Here is an 18,531-nt window from a genome sequence, read left to right as displayed (position 1 = left end):
TGGTGTGGGCGTTGGTGTTGGTGCGCGTCTGGGTGTTCGCGTGCGTGTTGGTGTTCGTACGGCGGTGAGCCGCGTGCCGGCGCAGGTCCTTACGCCGCCCGTCGCCCTCGCGGGTGCCACAGCGCGCGGGTTCGGCCCCCGGGGCCCGCCCCGTCACCCGCACGCCCGGCTCCGAGGCGTCAGACGCCTCGGCTTCCTGGTCCTCCTGGACCCTCTGGCTGTCGTGACCACGGGCGTCGGGCGCCGCCGCGTCGGGCGCCCCGTGTTCGAGGCGCCGGTCGGCCTCCACCTCGTGGTGGAGGCGGCTGCACGTGCGGCTGATGAGCCGGGAGACGTGCATCTGCGAGATACCGAGCTGTTCGGCGATCCGGCTCTGCGTCATGTCGCAGAAGAAGCGCAGGTAGAGGATGTGCCGTTCGCGCTCCGGCAGCCGCTGCAGGCGCGGTTTGACCGCCTCGCGGTAGACGACCTGGTCGAAGCCGGGTTCGCAGCTGCCAAGGGTGTCGACGAGGCAGTACCCGTCGTCCGCGCCGGGAAGTTGTGCGTCCAGTGACAGCGTGCTGTAGCTCTCCAGCGCCTCCATGCCCAGCAGCACGTCCTCCTCACGCAGCCCGGCGTGCTCGGCGATCCGCCGCACGGAAGGGGTGCGCCCGTCGAGCGACTGGCTGAGCTCGCGCTGGCTGACGCGGACCCGGTTGCGCAGCTCCTGCACGCGCCGGGGCACGTGCAGCCCCCACATGTGGTCGCGGAAGTGCCGCTTGACCTCGCCGACGATGGTCGGCACGGCGAAACTCTCGAACGCGCAGCCGCGCGAGACGTCGTACCGGGCGACGGCCTTGACCAGGCCGAGCGCGGCGACCTGCTGGAGGTCTTCCAGCGCCTCACCCCGGTTGCGGAAGTGCCGGGCCAGCCGTCCGGCCATCGGCATCCAGGCCCGCACCACACGCCGGCGCAGCTCTTCCTTCTCGGGCCCGTCAGGCAGTGCGGCGATGCGTCGGAAATCCCCCGCGGTGTCGGGCGCGTCGTCGTGCGGGTGCCTCGAGCGCTTCGTACGAAGGGTCATCGGCTGTGCTCCCCTACCGGTCACGTCGTCGGACAGACACCGCGGGAGCGAGGCACCGGCGGGGCAGCCGAACGGCCCTGGGGCGCGCGCGTCTTACCCGCGGATGTGCCTTCTTGCCGAAGCACGGGCGCCCGGGTGCCCCGCGTCGCGGAGGGCAAACCAGCCGTGTGCCGGTCCCTCCACCAGGGCGCACAGCTGCCACCATGCGCCCACCACCTGTCCATCATGTGAACAATAGTTGCTCACATGGCAAGACAGCTCGTTAGGCTGCCCCCATGGCACACGAGACCGCCGTATACACCCACGGCCACCACGAGTCCGTCCTGCGCTCGCACCGCTGGCGCACCGCCGACAACTCCGCTGCCTACCTGCTCGGCGCGCTGCGCCCGGACCACCGCGTCCTGGACGTCGGCTGCGGGCCCGGCACCATCACGGCCGACCTCGCCACCCTGGTGCCACAGGGCACGGTCACCGGACTCGACGCCGCCGAGGGCGTACTGGCCCAGGCCCGCGAGACGGCGGCGGAACGCGGGGTGAGCAACACGGAGTTCACGACAGGCGACGTCCACGCTCTCCACTTCCCCGACGACAGCTTCGAGGTGGTCCACGCGCACCAGACCCTCCAGCACGTCGGCGACCCCGTCACCGCGTTGCGCGAGATGCGCCGGGTGTGCGCGCCCGGCGGAGTGGTCGCCGCCCGCGACGCGGACTACGGCGGAATGTTCTGGTACCCGCAGGTGCCCGGCATGGACGAGTGGCTGGACCTCTACCGGCGGGTCGCACGGGCCAACGGCGGCGAGCCTGACGCCGGACGCCGACTGCACGCGTGGGCACGGCAGGCGGGCTTCGCCGATGTCGAGATCACCACCGGCACCTGGTGCTTCGCCTCACCCGCAGAACGCGCCTGGTGGAGCGGGCTGTGGGCGGACCGCACGGTGGACTCCCGCTACGCCACCGTCGCGGTGGAGTCCGGCCTGGCCACCCGGCAGGAACTGCGCCGCGTCGCCGAGGCGTGGCGGGCCTGGGGCGCGGAAGAGGACGGCTGGTTCACCGTCGTCCACGGCGAGATCCTCTGCCACGTGTGACGCGAGATCCTCTGCCACGTGTGAACGGAAACGACGTGCGGGGCAACTCCCCGCCCCCCGCCGGGTTTCGGCGGGACCTGCGGCCCGTCCTAGGGTAGGGCCATGGATATTCTGGGGACCTCGCTGCGTATCTGCGTCGACGATCTGGACGCGGCGGTACCGGTGTACGAGCGGCTGGCGGGTGCGGAGGCGGCGCGCTTCGAGAACGGCTCGGTGGAGGTCGCCGCCGTGGGCCCGTTCTTCCTGATGAGCGGCCCCGAAGGGCAACTGGAGGTGCTCAGCAAGATCAAGGCGACGCTCGCCGTGAAGGACGTCGACGACGCGCTGGCCGACCTGCACACCGTCGGAGCCCAGATCATCGCGGGCCCCAAGTCCACGCCCATCGGCCGCAGTCTGGTGGCCCGCCACCCCGACGGCAGCGTCTTCGAGTACATGGACAGGAAGGACGCCCCTGAGTGAGGTTCCTTCCCGGCGTGTGACGCACACGGCAGTCGCGAACCCGGCCCCGCCAACCCCGCCCGAGGGCCGCGGGGCCGCCCGCAGCGGCCCTGCGGGGCTACGGGCTACGGGCTACGGACGCATGCGGAAGTCGTAGTGGTCCGGCAGGGGTTCGTCCGTCAGCGCCGCCCAGGTGTCGCTCAGTACTTCCTCACCCTCGCGCAGGTCCTCCACCTCGAAGTCGCCGTCGAAGACGGCGCGGGCGCCGGCGGTGTCCCCCCGCGCCAGCAGGACGCGGGCGTGCAGCAGCCGGAAGCGCCCCAGAGCGCGCTCGGCCGCGGAGAGCTCGTCCAGCACGGTGGCCGCCTCGCCGGGGCGGTCCGCCGCCAGCAGCGCCTCGACCGCTTCGCGCGCGAGCGCGCTCAGCGCCGCCCTCGCCGAGACCCGGCCGGTGTCCAGGCTCTTACGCGCGTCCGTGACGGCGTCGAGGCTCCGCTGGGCCGCGCGGGCCGTGTTCCCCTCCTGCTGGTCGGCGACGGCCAGGCAGCGCAGCGCCGGCCAGCGCGCGCCCCTCTGCGCGGAATCGAGGGAGCGTTCCCAACTGCGCACCGCCTGGGACCGGTCCCCCGCGTGCCACTGCGCCACACCCAGGTGGTGGTCCAGCTCGTGCCGGGCCGCGCCCTTCGCGGCGTGCGCGGACTCCAGCAACTCCCGCCACCCGGCCGCGACCAGCGTGGGTCCCGGAGGGCTGTCCGCAGGCCCGCACGGCAGCGCGCCGGTGCGCAGCAGCTGCGCCCACGGCCGCTGCTCCTCACCCATCGTCTCCGCCGCGAACGGGGTGCCGGGCAGTGTGAAGCCGCCGCGCTCCACCTCCAGCGCGCCCCATCCCGAGCCGACCGCCAGCGGCTCCCCCTCGGGGTCGGCGTCGGCGTACGGCCGCCACGCCTCGTACGCCGCCTCCACGCAGGACCGGGGCAGCGCGGCCTCCAGCCGCTCCTGGGTGTGGCCGCGCGCCGCGGCCCAGTCGGCGCCGTGGACGGCGGCGGGGTCGGTGGCCAGCGGACCGTAGGCCTCCAGCCAGGCGAACTCGCCGCCCGCCTCCAGCGGGACGTGTTCGAGCTGGGTGCGTGCCAGGCCCGCCTGGATCTCGACGTATCCGGGCGTGCCCGGCTCCGTCAGCCACTGCTGCCAGCGCCTGCCGCCCGGACCCGAGCCCCAGACGAACAGCTTGCGGCCGCGCAGCACGTCCGTGGAGGTCTGGACGAGTCCCTTCCCCTTCTCGTCGAGCGAAGCGATCCACTTACGGGCGCCCTCCGGCACCTCGTAGAAGTAGTCGGCGGGGAACCGGCTGTGCAGCGGATAGCTGAGGTCCGTGCCGCGCCACTCTGGAACGGGGATGCGGCGCAGCCGGCGCTCGTAGGCGAAATACCAGGTCTCCTCGGCGGGCGCGAGGACGCGCGTGCCCTCGTCCTCGGGGACGGCGATGTTCGACCACCAGTAGACCGGCACGGTGCGGTCGTGCGGATTGCGGATACGGGCGCCGACGTACAGGAAGTCGGACTCGTCGGGCAGCCACAGGTCCACCTGGAACGGGGTGTCGCGCAGCCGTTCCCACTCCCACAGCCGCACCATCGCGCCGTCCCCGCCGGGTGCGGGCACGCGCGCCGCGTGCAGGGGGGCGCAGGAGAGCGTCGTGTGCCCCGTCGCACCGATGTTCCACTCGATGCCTCCCGAGTACCAGGCACCGTTCAGCGCGAAGTCGGCCGGCTGGAACACCGGGTTGGCGTAGAGGAGTTCCCGGCCGCTCGGCTTGTGGAAGAGCGAGGCCACGCGCCCGCCGAGGCCCGGGAGGACGGTGACGCACAGGCGGTCGTTCTCCAGGACCAGGGTGTCGAGCGCAGCAGGGTCGCGCCGCCGCCCGTAACCGTCGAAAACCCGGGCAGGCAGCACCGAGCGCAGCGGGCCGTACCCGACCTGGCGGGCCATCTCGGCGGGCAGCGCGGCGCGTTCGGACTCCTGAAGGGTGTGGGCCTCGTCCAGCGGCAGCAGCGCGGGCAGCGGGTTCTCGGGGCCGAGTGGCGCGACGGGCAGGGTCCGGGTGCTGCGTCGTACAGTCGTGGCCACGGGCAACCTCGCTTCTTCACGCGTCGTCCACGGGCGCCGCCGCCTGACCGGGACCCCCGATGACCATGGAACACGTTCGGCCCCGCGTGCGCCAGATCCTTTCCGCGCCTCTCCACCGCCTTCCCCCTGCCCCCGGCTCTCCAGTAGCGGAGCACGGCGGCTGTCCGGGACGGAGCGGGGCAGTCGGCGTCGGCCGGTGCCCTCCGCTCTCGCGCGCCGCGGGGTCGCCTCAGCGCAGCACCTCGGTCAGCAGTTCGGCGAGGAGTCGCGCGCCTGGCATCTCCGCCGCGTCCCGGTCCGGGTCGTAGACCGTCAGCTGGAAGCCCGCGCAGCGCGGTGACGCCACCAGCGGTGCGAGGAGAGCGCGCAGTTCGCCGGGGAAGAGGCCGCCGGGCTCGGCGCTGTCCACCGCGGGCAGCACAGTCGGGTCGAGCACGTCGGCGTCCAGGTGTACCCAGAAGCCGTCGCGACCGCCCGCCTCCAGCCGGTCCAGGGCCTCGCGCGCCACGGCCTGGGCGCCCCACTCACGTACGGTCGCGACGGCCGCGTGTGCGATCCCGTGCTCCGCGAGCTCGTCGAACACGTTCTCCGGTTCGTTCTCCGGATCCCGCAACCCCAGCAGCGCCACATCGGCGTCCCGCACGAGCGGGCCCCGCCCCTCCAGGTCGGCCAGGTCGCGCTGCCCCCGCCCGGTGACCAGCGCCAGGGCCTCGCCGCCCGCCGCGCCGATCCGCGTCGAGTTTCCCGGGTGCCGGAAGTCGTCGTGCCCGTCGAGATAGGCGAGGCCGTAGCGCCCGATGCGGCGCAGCGCCAGCGCGGTGCCCAGCACGATGGAGCAGTCGCCACCCAGCACGACGGGGAAGTCGCCCGCACGTACGTGCCCTTCGAGCCGGTCGGCGAGGCGGCGGGCGTATCCGGCCAGCTGCTTCGCGTGGAAGACCCCGTCGCCCGGCTCCCACCCGCCCAGGTCGTACCGGGGAGCGACGACGACCCCGCCGTCCACGGCGTCGAGCGCACGAAGCAGCCCCTGGTCGCGCAGGGCACCCGGCAGCTTGCCGCAGCCCGGCACGGTGCCGGGCGCCGGAGGGCGCAGACCCAGATTGGCGGGCGCCTCGATCACTACGGTGCGCCGGCTCATCGCCGCTCGCTCTCCCCCGGCCCGCCCCCGGGTGGCGATCCCGTCGGCGCTTCCGACGCTTCCGTCGGCGAGGCGGCGTCCGCGCCCTCACCGCGTGCCCCGCTCTGCCGGAGCGCGCTCGCAGCCGCGTAACCGTCCGGCACCGCCAGATCGGTCAACTGCCAGCCGGGTACCCGGGCGGGCCGGTCCAGCGAGCTGACGTACGTGAGGGCGGGATCCTCCCCCAGACCCGCCCCGGTGCCTTTCAGATAGGCCTCCTTGCGCGTCCAGCAACGAGCGAACGCGGCGGGCAGCGCGTCCGGCGCGAGGGCGGCCAGTTCGGTCTGCTCGCTCGGGTGGAGCGCGGACGTGGTCTGGATGGCGGCGGCGACGGACGGATACTGCTCCACGTCCACACCGACGGGTGCGGCGGCGAACGCCAGCGCCACCAGGTCACCGGCGTGCGAGAGGGAGAAGTGCACCGGGTCTCCCGGCACGGACGGCCGTCCGTGCGGGCCCTCGCACACGGGGCAGTCGGCACGGGTGAACGGCACGTCCTGTGGGGCGAGGCCGAGCAGCCTGCCCAGCTCCTCGCGCAGCGCCAGGTGGGCGACCAGATAGCGGTCGCGGTCGGCCTGCCGTACGAACTTGGCGGCGCGCTCGCGCTCTTCCGCCGAGAGCGGTTCCTGCGCACCTGGCGCTGCCGCGGCGGCAGCGTGCTCGGACACGCGCACGAGGCGCACGACAGGGGAGTGGCGGGGATCGTTGGTACCGGAGGCGGCACTCGTCATGCGGTGACCGTACCCGAAGGAGTGAAGCGCCCACGCGCGAGTCCGCGAACACACGAACGAAAACGTCCCCGTACGGTGGGGCTCAGGCCGTGCCGCCCGACCGGCTGCGGGCCGGGCTTCCCCGCAGCCACCACCGCAGCTCGACCGTCGTCCCTCGACCGTCGTCCCTCGTCCGCCGTCGTCGTCCGTCGTCTCTCAACCGCCAAGGACGGTGCCGTGACCGACCTCTCCTTTGAGGCACACACCCCCTCCCCTTCGCGGCCCAGCCCTTCCGCCTCCCCCCGGCGGTCGGCATTCGGAAGTTCGGCACTCTCCAACTCGGCGCTCTGGAGTTCGGCACCGGCCGCCCTCTTCCCGCCCACTCTGCCGGTACTCACCGACATGAGCCGCACGGACAGCGGACGCGCGTGGCTCTCCGGCCTGCCCGCGCTCGTCGAGAAGATGCGCACACGGTGGCGACTGCGCCTGGGAGCGCCCTTCCACGGCGGCAGCTGTTCCTGGGCGGCCCCTGCCGCACGAGCGGACGGCAGCCGCGCCGTACTCAAGCTGACGTGGCCCCACCCGGAAGCCCGCACGGAGGGCACCGCGCTCAGCCTGTGGAACGGCGACGGCGCCGTCCGCGTGCACGAACAGGACACGGAGCACTACGCGTTGCTGCTGGAACGAGTCGAACCCGGCGCCGAGCTGGGCCGCTCCGACCACCTGCCTGCCGAGGACCGCCTGCTGTCGGCCGCCGAGGTACTGCGCCGCCTTTGGTCCGCCGACGCGGCCAAGGCCGCCGAGCTCGGGATCGACGCGCTCGCGGACATCACGGACGGCTGGGCCCGGGTGGCCGCACGACAGGCCTCCAGGACATGGCCCGCCGCACTGGACGCAGGCCTCTTCCGGCTTGCGGAGCGGCTGTTCCGCGCGCTGCCGTCCACCGCCGCCCGCACGGTGGTCCTGCACGGCGACTTCAACCCCGGCAATCTGCTGTCGGCACCCCTGCCGGCCCGCCGCACCCCGTGGCTGGCCATCGACCCCAAACCGATGACGGGCGACCCCGCCTTCGACCCGTGGCCGCTGCTCGAACAGGTCGACGACCCGTTCGCGCACCCCGATCCGCACCGCGTGCTCCGCCACCGCACGGCGCTGTTCGCGGACGCCGTGGGCGAGGACGCCGACCGCGTCCGCGCCTGGGCGGTGGCGCGGCACGTCGAGTACGCGCTCTGGTCCGTGGACGAGGACGCCGACCTGCGCCACAGCATCACCCTCATGCGGCAGGCACGTGTCCTCGCCGACGTCGCGGCGCTGTGACCCCCACGGCGCGGCGAGAAACAGCCCATCAGGACCACCCGCTCGGGCCCCGCCCACCGGGGCCGCCCGCCCGGGCCCCCGACTCGGACCGCCGACCCGGGCTCCACATCCGGACCGCCGAACCGACCTGTCACACGCCATCGTGTCACTCCCCCGTGCCGCCGCCCGCCAGCTCGACGGCCACGTCGAGCTGGCCGACGTGCCGCGCGTACTCCTGGAGCAGGTGGAAGAGGATCCAGGCGAGGCTGGGGGCCTCCTCGGGGGTGAGGAAGCGGCCGCCGACCGCCGCCCGTCCGTCCAGCGCCACGTCCGCCGTCGCCTGCCGGGAGCGGTCACACTGCCGTGTGAACGCGTCGAGGACCTCCTGGACGCTCATGCCGTCAGGCACGTACCAGCGGTCCGCCTCGGTGTCCGGCTCCCGGTCACCCCACGGGTCGGCGACCTGTTCGGCTCGGAAGCCCCAGTGCAGCCAGCGCCGCTCGACGTAGTGGAGATGGCGGATCAGCTCCAGTGGCGTCCAGCCGGAGGGGAGCCGACTGGTGCGCAGCTCCTCATCGGAGAGCCGGGCGGCCTTGCGCAGCAGGGTGCGGCGGTAGTAGTCGAGGTAGCCCTCCAGCAGGGTGTGCGGATCGGCCAGGGACGGGTCGGGCTCACCCTCGGGCAGCGGAGGCACGCTCATGGGCGCAGCCCCAGTTGCGGGATGTCCTCGCGGGCGAGCCCGAACGTCTGCGAGTACAGGGACAGTTCGGCCTCGACCGCGCGGACGATGGTGTCGGCCCTGCGGAAACCGTGCCCCTCCCCCTCGAACGCCAGGTAGGCGTGGGGGACGCCCCGGCCCTTGACCTCCTCCAGAAAGCGGTCGCACTGGACGGGCGGACAGATCACGTCGTCCAGCCCCTGCAACAGCACGAACGGTGCCGCGACCCGCTGTGCGCCGTTGACCGGAGAGCGCTCCCGATACCTGCCCGGCACCTTCGCCAACGCGCCGACCAGGGACTCCAGGTACTGCGACTCGAAGTCGTGGGTCTCCCCCGTGGCCCACCCCGCCAGGTCGAGGATCGGGTAGGAGATGGCGGCGCAGGCGTAGACGCCCTCCGCGAGCGGAGAGGTGAGGGAGGCTGCGCTGGTCCAGCCACCGGCGCTGCCGCCGCGGATGGCGAGCCGCGCCGGGTCCGCGGTGCCTTCGGCGGCCAGGGTGCGGGCCACCGCGGCGCAGTCCTCGACGTCGACGACACCCCACTGTTCCCGCAGCCGGTTGCGGTACTGCCTGCCGTATCCCGTCGAACCGCCGTAGTCGACCTCGGCGACGCCGATGCCGCGCGAGGTGAAGTAGGCGATCTCCAGGTCGAGCACCAGAGGTGAGCGGCTGGTGGGGCCGCCGTGCACCCACACCGCGTACGGCGGCAGCTCGCCCTCGGGTGCGGTGCGGTCCGGGTGGTGCGGTGGGTAGAGGTGGGCGTGGATGTCCCGTCCGTCCGGTCCGGTGAACGTGCGGATCTGCGGCTCGGGGTAGTAGGACGGATCCACGTGGTCCTCATGCCGGGCCGCCAGGACGACCGTGTGCCCCGTCCTGGTGTCCAACTCGACGATCTCGTACGAGGTACGCGGACTGGCGGCGATGCCCACCACCCGCGAGTCGACCACGGCGAGCGAGGCCGCCCACTCGGTCCACGGTCCAGCCGCGTCGACGAGTTCCCCCGTCCGGGGGTCGAGCACCCCGAGCCGCTGGGCGCCTCTTCCGTGCAGCGCGGCCACCAGTCCGCCGGGCAGCGGCGCGAACCAGCGCTGGCCGATCTTCCACGACGCCCCGGCGAACTCCTCCTCGCGTGGACACAGCGGCACCCGGGGAAGCGTCGGGCCCCGTCCCGGCTCGGCGGCTTCGGCTGCCTCGGCCGCTTCGACGTCCACCCGCGCCAGGTTCCACCAGCCGCTCGCGTCCGTCGCCACGAGCAGCGAGCCGTCCTGGGCGAACTCCGCCTGGGCGACCGACTCCTCGGGGCCGCCGGCGACCACGTGCGGGGTGCCGAGCGTGCCGTCGTCGAGGATTCGCGCGGTCATCACGCGGGTGCCGTCCCACGGCATCGCGGGGTGGTCCCAGGCGAGCCAGGCCGCGCGGTCTCCTTCCGGGGCGAGGCGCGGGCCGGTCACGAACCGGTCGCCGTCCCCGGTCAGCTCCCGCACGCGGGTGCGGTCCCCGGCGGCCGATCCGTCGAGCGGGACCGCGGCCAGCATCCTGCGCAGCTCGGTGGGCGCCTCCCCGGTGAACTCCTCCAGCACGCACCACACCTCGCCCCGCTCGGGGAGCACGACGGGGTCGCACCAGCGCAGCCCCGTCTCCGTCACGTCCGAGAGCGGGGTCAGCGGGCGCGGCTCGGCGTCCCGGGCTTCGGGCTCGAAGGCGTAGAGCCGCTCGTCGGCGAAGTGGGTGAAGACGACCAGGGGGCCGCCCCGGGGGCGTGGGGCGCCCGCCCAGGGCAGGCCGCCGTACTCGATGACGCGGTTGCGCACGTTCCAGGGCGCGGGCAGCACGCTGGTGGCCGGCTGTCCGTCCGCGGCGCACCGCAGCAGAGCGCGGCGTCCGCCTTCGTCGGGGCGCGGCTCGGTCCACCACAGCTCCTCGCCGACGGAGCCGAGGAATTCGGGCCGCCCGTCGTGCGCGGCGACGGTCCGCGCGTCGATGGGTGAGGGCCAGGTGCCGTAGGGGGCTTGGGAGGTCATGGGCGGTCAGCCTCCTGACGGGACGTTCGCTTCGCGCGCGGGCCGGTGGTCGGTGGGCGGGTGCGCGGCGTCCCCCGTAGCGGAGTCCGCGTTCCCCGTGCCCGTGCCCGGGGCTCCGGTACCGAGCAGGGTGCGGTCGAGCACGCGGATACCGAAGTGCAGGGCCTCGACGGGGACCCGCTCGTCCACGCCGTGGAAGAGCGCCTGGTAGTCGAACCCCTCGGGCAGTTTCAGTGGCGTGAAGCCGTATCCCACGATGCCCAGCCGGGAGAACTGCTTGGCGTCCGTGCCCCCTGACATGCAGTAGGGCACGGCACGCGCCCCCGGGTCGAAGTGCTCCAGCGCCTCGCTCATGGCGGCGAACAGCGGGGAGTCGACGGGCGCCTGGAGGGGGACCTCGCGGTGCTGGAACTCCCAGCGCACGTCGGGGCCGCTCAGCTCGTCCAACGTGGTGTGGAACTCCTCCTCGGCGCCCGGCAGCATGCGCCCGTCCACGCGCGCGGTGGCCGTCCCCGGGATGACGTTGACCTTGTAACCGGCCTCCAGAACCGTCGGGTTGGCGCTGTTGCGCACCGTCGGCTCGATCAGGGCCGCGGCCCGGCCGAGCTGGGCGAGCAGCGCGTCCACCTCCGCGTCCTTCGCGTCGGGGCCCAGCGGGCGCAGTCCGTGCACCTCGGCCAGGCGGGCGAGCGCGGCCCGCACGGTGGGGGTGAGCCGGACGGGCCACTCGTGCTCGCCGATGCGGTTGACCGCGGCCGCCAGCCGGCTGACGGCGTTGGCCCTGTTGACTTTGGAGCCGTGCCCCGCCCTGCCGTGCGCGGTCAGCTTCAGCCACGCCGTCCCGCGCTCCCCGGCGGCCACCGGGTAGAGGCGCAGGCCGTCCTCGGCGTGGAAGGTGAAGGCTCCGGACTCGCTGATGCCCTCCGTGCAGCCCTCGAACAGCTCCGGGTGCTGTTCGACGAGGAAGTCGGAGCCGAACTCCGCGCTGTCCTCCTCGTCGGCGGTGAAGGCCAGGACGATGTCGCGGGGCGGCCTGACGCCCGCGCGGGCCCAGGCGCGCACCAGGGAGAGCGCCATCGCGTCGGCGTTCTTCATGTCGATGGCGCCGCGCCCCCACACCACGCCGTCGCGCACCTCTCCGGAGAAGGGGTGGACGGTCCAGTCGGCGGGTTCGGCGGGGACGACGTCGAGGTGGCCGTGGAGCAGCAGCGCGTCCGCCGAGGGATCGGCGCCCGGCACCCGGGCGACCACGTTGGTGCGTCCTGGCTTCTTCTCCAGCAGCCTCGGTTCGATCCCCGCGTCGGCGAGCCGGGAGGCGACGTACTCCGCCGCCTGCCGCTCGTTGCCCTCACCGCCGCCGCGGTTGGTGGTGTCGATCCTGATCAGCTCACAGGTGTCCTTCACCACTTCCTCGAAGACCTGGGCGTCCAAGTGGTGGTCAGGGCCGGGCCGCTGCCTGCCCGCGCCGTGTGCCTGTCGTCCTGCCGGCTCAGCCATACTGCTCCTCCACCGCCGAGGAGACGACGGTCGTGACGGCCTTGAAGCACCGGATGGCCTCGTAGGCGCTGGGGGAGGTGTAGGAGACCCGGCGCTCGGCGGTGCGGGCGACGCCGGGGACGACGGTGGCCGCGCCCACGAGGTGCTCCGCGTCGAACTCGATCTCGATGGTGTGCGGTTCGGGCGCGGGCGGGGTGCGCCGCGCGGCCAGGGGGGCGGCGCGGCGAGCCGCGTCGCGGATCTCGGCCGCCGTGCGTGCGGGCGGGCGGCAGACCGCGGCGTACCGCGACACGTAGTCCTTGACGGCGACGCCCCCGGCCTCCGGTGCGTACCCCTTGGCGTCCTCGACGGTGCGGTCGTCGCCCGTCACCAGCACGATCGGCACGCCGTACTCCGCGGTGACCAGCGAGTTGAGATACCCCTCGCTCGCCCGCACGCCGTCGGCCCACACGCCGGTCAGCGAGTTGGCGAGGAAGGTGTGGGCGAGCACGCCCTCGCTGCCCGCGCCCGTGTGATAGCCGAGGAAGGCGACTCCGTCGACGTCGCCGTGCTGGATGCCCTCGATCATCGAGAGGGACTTGTGCCTGCCGGTGAGCATCTCCGCGCGCTCATCCAGCTGTTCGAGCAGCAGATTGCGCATCGACCAGTGCGCCTCGTTGATGAGCACCTCGTCAGCGCCCGCCTCGAAGAAGCCGCGCACGGCCGCGTCCACGTCGGAGGTGAACATCGACCGGCAGCGCTCCCACTGCGGGGTGCCCGGCAGCACGTCCGCCGGCCAGGTGACTCCCGTGGCGCCCTCCATGTCGGCGCTGATGAGGATCTTCATGTCCCGGAACGTTACGCGGTCGGCCACCACCAGGACACCCCTGTGGATAACTCCACTGGTTTAGACCACTCGAATCCACCCGGGCGGGGGAGAACCTGCCCAGAACGCGCCGCTGACCTGGGCGTTCCTCGACCGGCACGCCGCGCCGTACCGCGCGGCGTGGGCGCCCCGGAGGGGCGGAGCGCCCACGGGTGCGACACCGGAGCGGCACCGGATCGGCGGGGGGCCGCACCGCGCCGGTCCGCGGTTCCGCGATCCGGCGCGGTGCGGCGCGGCCCGGCTCAGTCCTCGTGTCCCAGCTGCACGTCGCGTTCCGTGCGACCGCCGGCCGCGATCTGCAGCACGGTCGCCACCGGCGGGTAGCCGGCGGCCACGACCGTGTACTCGCCGGAGGCGAGGTCGACGAAGCGGAAGATGCCGTCCGCTCCGGTCGTGGCCGTGTCGACGACGTTGCCCGCGGCGTCCAGCAGCGTGACCCGGGCTTCCTCGACGGGCCGCCCGCCGCTGGCCCGCACGGTGCCGCGCAGCACCGCGCCGCCCGCCAGCTCGACGTCCTGCCTGGTCTCGCGGGAGGCCTGGACGGAGATCGGCAGCGCGGCGGGACGGTAGACGGGCGCGCTGGCGGCCAGCGTGTACTCGCCCGCGACGAGTTCGGTGATGACGTAGGTGCCCTCGCGTCCGCTGCGGGTGGTGGCGACGACCTCCCCGCGCACGTCCGTCAGCGTCACCGTGGCGTCCTTGACGGGGTTGCCGTCGGCGGTCAGCACGCTGCCCGCCAGGCGTCCCGCGCCGCCGAGCACCACGTCGAGGTCGACGGGGCGCTCCCCCACGCTGACGCTGACGGCGCGCGGCTGGTGCCCGCCGGCGGCGGCGATCAGCACGTAGGCGCCCTCCCCCGGCGTGCTCAGCGCGTACCGTCCGTCGTCGCCCGTCGCGCCGCGGCCGATCTGCCGGCCGCCGGTGTCGACGAGGGTGAGTGCCGCGCGGGGGACGGCGCTGCCGTCGTGGTGCCGCACGGTGCCGCAGACCGGGACGCCCGCGGCGTACGGCGCTGGTGTGTGCGGGGGCTGCGCGTTCAGGTGGGGGGCCGCGCCGTTGGCCTCGGGCGCCGGTGCGGCGGGAAAGTCAGCCGTGCGGGCCTGCGGCACGGACGTGTGCTGGGACACCAGTGGTTTCTCCTTGAGGAAGAGGGACAGTGCCAGCCCGAGGACGAGCACAGGGACGAGGTAGAGGAAGATCCGCGGCATGGCGTCGGCGTACGCCTCGATGTAGCCGTCGCGCAGCGGTGCGGGCAGGGCACGCACGAGCTGGGGGGTGAGGGACTCGGGATCGGGCAGCTTGCCCTGGCCAGCGGGCAGTTCACGGGTGAGCGCGTCCGCGAGCCGGTCGGCGAGCAGGGTGCCGAACAGCGCCGCGCCGACGCTGCCGCCGATCTGCCGGAAGTAGTTGTTGGCGCTGGTGGCCACTCCGAGGTCGGCGGACCGCACGGAGTTCTGCACGGCGAGCACGAGGACGGGCAGCACGAAGCCGATGCCGAGCCCGAGGATGCCGGACCAGACGCCGAAGACCTGGCGGGAGGTGTCCTCGTCCAGCTTGGAGAGCAGCCACATGCCTTCGGCGGAGAGCGCGCAGCCGATGATGGGGAAGATCTTGTAGTGCCCGGTGCGGGAGATGAGCTGCCCGGAGAGCGTGGAGGAGACGACCACGCCGCACATCAGCGGCAGCATCAGCAGCCCGGACGTCGTGGCGCTGACGCCCTCGACCATCTGCAGGAAGCTGGGCAGGTAGCTGGCGGCGCCGAACAGGGCGACGCCGACGGCGACGCCGACGAGGCCGGTGACGTTGAAGACGGAGTCCTTGAACAGCCGCAGCGGGAGCACGGGTTCGGGCGCGAAGCGCTCGGCGACCAGGAAGAGGGCTCCGCTGACCACGGCTCCGGCCGCGAGGCCCCAGATGACGCGGTCGCCCCACTCGTACGTCGTACCGCCCCAGCTGGTCAGCAGGACCAGGCAGGTGGAGAAGGCGGCCATCAGGAGTGCGCCGAACACGTCGAGCCGGGGGCGCACGCGGGGGCGCGGGAGCTTGAGCGCGAAGGAGGTGACCAGGAGGGTCAGCAGGCCGACGGGGACATTGAACCAGAAGCACCAGCGCCAGGAGAGGTCGTCGGTGAACCAGCCGCCCAGCAGCGGGCCCGCGACGGAGGCGAGCCCGAAGGCGCCTCCGATGAGCCCCATGTAGCGGCCCCGCTCCCGGGGCGGCACCACGTCCGCGATGATCGCCTGGACGCCGATCATGAGACCGCCCGCGCCGGTGCCCTGGATGGCGCGGTAGACGATCAGTGCCTCCATGGACCCCGCCCAGCCCGCGAGGGCGGAGCCGACCGTGAAGACGCCGATGGCGAAGAGGAAGAGCCCCTTGCGGCCGAAGAGGTCACCGAGCTTGCCGTAGATGGGCAGCCCGATGGTCGCGGCCAGCAGGTAGGCGGTGACGGCCCAGGACATCTGGCTCAGGCCGTCGAGTTCGCCGACGATCTTGGGAAGCGCCGTCGCGACGATGGTCTGTTCGAGCGCGGCGAGCAGCAGGGAGAGCATCAGCGCGCAGAACACCAGGCGCAGCCGCCCCGGGCTGAGCGGGATCTCCGGCTGGGTCCCCGCGGCGGCCGCCTGCGGGGGCTCCCCCGCGGGCGGCCGGACCGTCTGCGCGGGGACGGCCTCGCCGGGGAACGGGGGCTGCCCGGCCTGCCCCGGAGGTGGGGACTGCCCACCGGTGAGCGCACCGCCCTGGCGGGTGGTGTCCCGGAGGGGATGTCCGGCGTCCGCGCCGGGGCGCCCGGCGCTTACGGCGCCGGCCCAGGTGTCGGCCGGGGTGTGGGCCTCGGTACCGGCCCAGGTCCAGGTGTCCGCCCCGGCTCCCGCCACTTCCGGGGCCCGCACCGGGACGGCCGCGACCGGCGCCTCGCGCCGGCCGGGCACCTCCACCCTGAACTCGACCGCGGCCGGGCTGTGGGCCGCCCGGACCCGGGCCGCGCCCCCTCCCGACGCGGGATGCTCGTCGTCCCTGCTGTCGAGAATCGTCCCGCCGGTCCCGCCCATCGCACTCCCCTTGCCGCTGCTTTCGGGGGAGTATTTCTCGCATTGCACGACAAGAGCGTTCAACCGCGGTTCTGGTGCGCGGCATGGGACAGATGGGACTCAACTCGGTTGCCCCAGGCGTCTTTCGACCCGCCGAACAGGGGTTTTACCCGACCGGGCACCACCGTCGGCGGTCGAGGTCCCGCACGGGGAAACCACCCGATCCAGTGAGCGCCGAGCGCGGGGCGACCTCTCCGGTGAGCGCCCCCGTACAGGCCACCTCACGGGGAAGCGCCCCGCACGGGCCCACCGGCGAGGCGGCGGCCGCCCTTGGCGAGCGGTCACTCGACCTTGGAGGCGAGCCGCGCCAGCAGGTCGTCGTAGATGCGGGCCAGGCCCTTGGGCGCGAAGGTCTTCTCGAAGAAGCCGCCGATGCCGCCGGCGCCGTTCCAGACGCTGGTGACCGTGACCCGGGCGCTGTTCGTCCGCGCACCGGGGGTGACCCGCCAGGTGGTGACCATCGAGGAGTTGCGGTCCTTCTCGACCAGTTCGCCGTCAGCGGGCTCGCCGACCTCCAGCAGGCAGTCGCGGACGCGCTTGCTCGTGGCCTGGAGCTTCCAGTGCACGACGGTGCCCTCGCCGTCGCCGCCCTCGCGCACCTCGTACTCGCTGAACTGTTCGGGCAGCACCTCGGACCGGGTTCCGTTGTAGTCGGCGAGCGCATCGAACACTTTCTCGGGCTCGGCGGCGATCTCCCGCTGCGTGGTCGCCTCGACCTGCGCCATGGCTCCTCCTGTGCTGGTCGCCCCGCATGCGGCGCGGGGCTCTACGGACATCGCGCCCAGCCAACCACCCGCACCCCCGGTCCCCAAATCCACCTTGACACGGCCAGTGGGAACAGGTGTTCTATTCCGTGGGGGACGTCAGGAACGAGAGAGCGACAGTGCCGCCAGAGGGACGCGACACCAGCACTGAGGAGGCCGCACATGCGCTGGGACGAACTGAGGGACACCGACGAACACGGCCAGGCCGCCGCACCCGCCCTCTTCGGCACCTCGGCCGTCACCCGGACGTTCGATTCCCCCGAGTTCCGCGGCATCACCTTCCACGAGGTACGGGCCCGCTCCCTGGTGAACAAGGTCCCCGGCGCCTCACGCATGCCGTTCGAATGGACGGTGAACCCCTACCGCGGCTGTTCGCACGCCTGCGTCTACTGCTTCGCGCGCCGGACGCACAGTTACCTGGATCTGGACACCGGCGCGGGGTTCGACACCCAGATCGTCGTCAAGGTCAACGCCCCCGAGCTGCTGCGCAAGGAGTTGAGCAGCCCGCGCTGGCGCGGTCAGCACATCGCCATGGGCACGAACGTGGACTGCTACCAGCGGGCGGAGGGACGGTACCGGCTGATGCCGGGCATCCTGACCGCACTGCGCGACTACGCCAACCCGTTCTCGCTCCTCACCAAGGGCACCCTCATCCTGCGCGACCTGGACCTGCTGCGCTCGGCGGCGGCCGTCACCGACGTCGGGGTCTCGGTGTCGGTGGGCTTCACGGACGAGGAACTGTGGCGCACGGTCGAGCCCGGCACCCCCGCCCCGCAGCGGCGGCTGGAGGTCATCCGCCGCCTGGCCGAGCACGGCATCCCGTGCGGGGTGCTGATGGCTCCGGTCATCCCGTTCCTGGGCGACTCACCGGCCCAGCTGCGCACGACAGTCCGCGCCATCGCCGCCGCCGGAGCCACCTCCGTCACGCCGCTGGCCCTCCACCTGCGCCCCGGCGCCCGCGAGTGGTACTTCCAGTGGCTGCGCCGACACCACCCGCACCTGGTGCGGCATTACGAGGCCCTGTACTCGGGCGGCTCCTACGCGCCCAAGTGGTACCAGCGGCGGATCACGCGGCAGGTGCACGAGCTGGCCGCCGAGTACGGAGTCGGACCCTCGGCCCCGGGAGCGGCACGGCGGATCGGCCCGGAGCCCTCGGGGCCTGACGAGGACGGGAACGGCAGGACGGAGGCGGACGCGGGTGCGGACGTCCTCCCCGCGGAAAACCGCTGCACGCAGCTCACGCTGCTCTGAGAGCATGCGCGCATGTCGACGCTCAACCACATCGCCACCCCCGCGGGCCTCGCCCCGGGCAACGGATACAGCCACGTCGCCCAGGGAGAGGGCAGGATCGTCGCGATATCCGGCCAGGTGTCCCTCGACGCGGACGGCAAGGTCGTCGGAGAGGGAGACCCCACGGCGCAGGCCGAGCAGGTGTTCGCCAACCTGCAGCGCTGTCTTGACGAGGCCGGCGCCACGTTCGCCCAGGTCGCGAAGTTCACCTTCTTCGTGACCGATCTCGCGGTGATGCCCGCGCTGCGGGCCGTACGCGACCGTTATCTGGACCCGCAGCGGCTGCCCGCGTGCAGCGCGGTACAGGTCGCCGGGCTCGTCCGCCCCGAACTGCTGATCGAGATCGAAGCGTTCGCCGTCCTGCCTTCCGGGGCCACCCGGCCGTGACGCG

At 73.2% G+C, this 18,531-nt stretch carries 14 protein-coding genes and 1 pseudogene; 5 read left to right on the top strand and 10 right to left on the bottom strand.

Translation table 11 applies throughout. The features are described 5' to 3' along the window. Positions 1-277: 277 nt before the first annotated feature. Positions 278-1,063: pseudogene (locus tag DTL70_RS17605) on the bottom strand (SigB/SigF/SigG family RNA polymerase sigma factor); the annotation flags it as partial. 275 nt (positions 1,064-1,338) lie between these two features. On the opposite strand from DTL70_RS17605, the gene DTL70_RS17600 reads away from it, so the two are divergent. Beyond that, the gene (locus DTL70_RS17600; protein WP_114022905.1) at positions 1,339-2,148 is read left to right on the top strand and encodes a methyltransferase domain-containing protein; all 810 of its coding nucleotides are present in this window, start codon (positions 1,339-1,341) and stop codon (positions 2,146-2,148) included. 102 nt (positions 2,149-2,250) lie between these two features. After that, a complete protein-coding gene (locus DTL70_RS17595; RefSeq protein WP_114022904.1) occupies positions 2,251-2,607 on the top strand; it encodes a VOC family protein in 357 nt (118 codons plus the stop codon). 111 nt (positions 2,608-2,718) lie between these two features. Here the strand turns inward: DTL70_RS17595 and DTL70_RS17590 are convergent, their stop codons facing one another. The 3 genes from DTL70_RS17590 to DTL70_RS17580 all read right to left on the bottom strand — a co-directional run bounded on the left by DTL70_RS17590 (position 2,719) and on the right by DTL70_RS17580 (position 6,618). Beyond that, entirely contained in the window at positions 2,719-4,710 is a 1,992-nt protein-coding gene (locus tag DTL70_RS17590; RefSeq protein ID WP_114022903.1) for a DUF5107 domain-containing protein, read from the bottom strand. A gap of 229 nt (positions 4,711-4,939) precedes the next feature. After that, positions 4,940-5,848 (bottom strand): arginase family protein, encoded by a 909-nt coding sequence (locus tag DTL70_RS17585; protein ID WP_114022902.1) that lies wholly within the window; start codon positions 5,846-5,848, stop codon positions 4,940-4,942. Beyond that, positions 5,845-6,618: a 4'-phosphopantetheinyl transferase family protein gene (locus DTL70_RS17580; RefSeq protein WP_114022901.1), complete on the bottom strand. Its 774-nt coding sequence runs from the start codon at positions 6,616-6,618 to the stop codon at positions 5,845-5,847. The genes DTL70_RS17585 and DTL70_RS17580 overlap by 4 nt, the downstream gene beginning before the upstream one ends. A gap of 381 nt (positions 6,619-6,999) precedes the next feature. On the opposite strand from DTL70_RS17580, the gene DTL70_RS17575 reads away from it, so the two are divergent. Next, on the top strand, positions 7,000-7,914 hold the full coding sequence (locus DTL70_RS17575) for an aminoglycoside phosphotransferase family protein (RefSeq protein ID WP_114022900.1): 915 nt from the start codon (positions 7,000-7,002) through the stop codon (positions 7,912-7,914). A gap of 145 nt (positions 7,915-8,059) precedes the next feature. On the opposite strand, the gene DTL70_RS17570 is transcribed toward DTL70_RS17575, so the two are convergent. From DTL70_RS17570 to DTL70_RS17545, 6 genes are all read right to left on the bottom strand, one after another. Beyond that, positions 8,060-8,593: a DinB family protein gene (locus tag DTL70_RS17570; RefSeq protein ID WP_181860967.1), complete on the bottom strand. Its 534-nt coding sequence runs from the start codon at positions 8,591-8,593 to the stop codon at positions 8,060-8,062. Continuing rightward, positions 8,590-10,632: a S9 family peptidase gene (locus DTL70_RS17565; RefSeq protein ID WP_114022899.1), complete on the bottom strand. Its 2,043-nt coding sequence runs from the start codon at positions 10,630-10,632 to the stop codon at positions 8,590-8,592. The genes DTL70_RS17570 and DTL70_RS17565 overlap by 4 nt, the downstream gene beginning before the upstream one ends. Positions 10,633-10,638: 6 nt before the next feature. Further along, complete coding sequence (locus DTL70_RS17560) at positions 10,639-12,129, bottom strand: M20/M25/M40 family metallo-hydrolase (RefSeq protein ID WP_245979435.1); 1,491 nt, start codon at positions 12,127-12,129, stop codon at positions 10,639-10,641. Next, complete coding sequence (locus DTL70_RS17555; protein WP_114023193.1) at positions 12,122-12,955, bottom strand: M55 family metallopeptidase; 834 nt, start codon at positions 12,953-12,955, stop codon at positions 12,122-12,124. Before DTL70_RS17555 ends, DTL70_RS17560 begins: the two co-directional genes overlap by 8 nt. Before the next feature lie 281 nt (positions 12,956-13,236). Then, complete coding sequence (locus tag DTL70_RS17550) at positions 13,237-16,047, bottom strand: MFS transporter (protein ID WP_114022898.1); 2,811 nt, start codon at positions 16,045-16,047, stop codon at positions 13,237-13,239. Between the two features lie 320 nt (positions 16,048-16,367). Then, positions 16,368-16,811, bottom strand: coding sequence for an SRPBCC family protein (locus DTL70_RS17545; RefSeq protein ID WP_114022897.1), 444 nt, complete (start codon positions 16,809-16,811; stop codon positions 16,368-16,370). A 201-nt stretch (positions 16,812-17,012) separates the two neighbouring features. Between DTL70_RS17545 and DTL70_RS17540 the strand changes: the two genes are divergently transcribed. Both DTL70_RS17540 and DTL70_RS17535 read left to right on the top strand, forming a co-directional pair. Beyond that, positions 17,013-18,101: an Rv2578c family radical SAM protein gene (locus DTL70_RS17540; protein WP_114022896.1), complete on the top strand. Its 1,089-nt coding sequence runs from the start codon at positions 17,013-17,015 to the stop codon at positions 18,099-18,101. A 12-nt stretch (positions 18,102-18,113) separates the two neighbouring features. Next, on the top strand, positions 18,114-18,527 hold the full coding sequence (locus tag DTL70_RS17535; protein ID WP_114022895.1) for a RidA family protein: 414 nt from the start codon (positions 18,114-18,116) through the stop codon (positions 18,525-18,527). Positions 18,528-18,531 lie beyond the last annotated feature (4 nt).

The sequence above is a fragment of the Streptomyces diacarni genome (assembly GCF_003323715.1).
GTDB lineage: Bacteria > Actinomycetota > Actinomycetes > Streptomycetales > Streptomycetaceae > Streptomyces > Streptomyces diacarni.
This window is presented reverse-complemented; position numbering and strand designations above follow the sequence as displayed.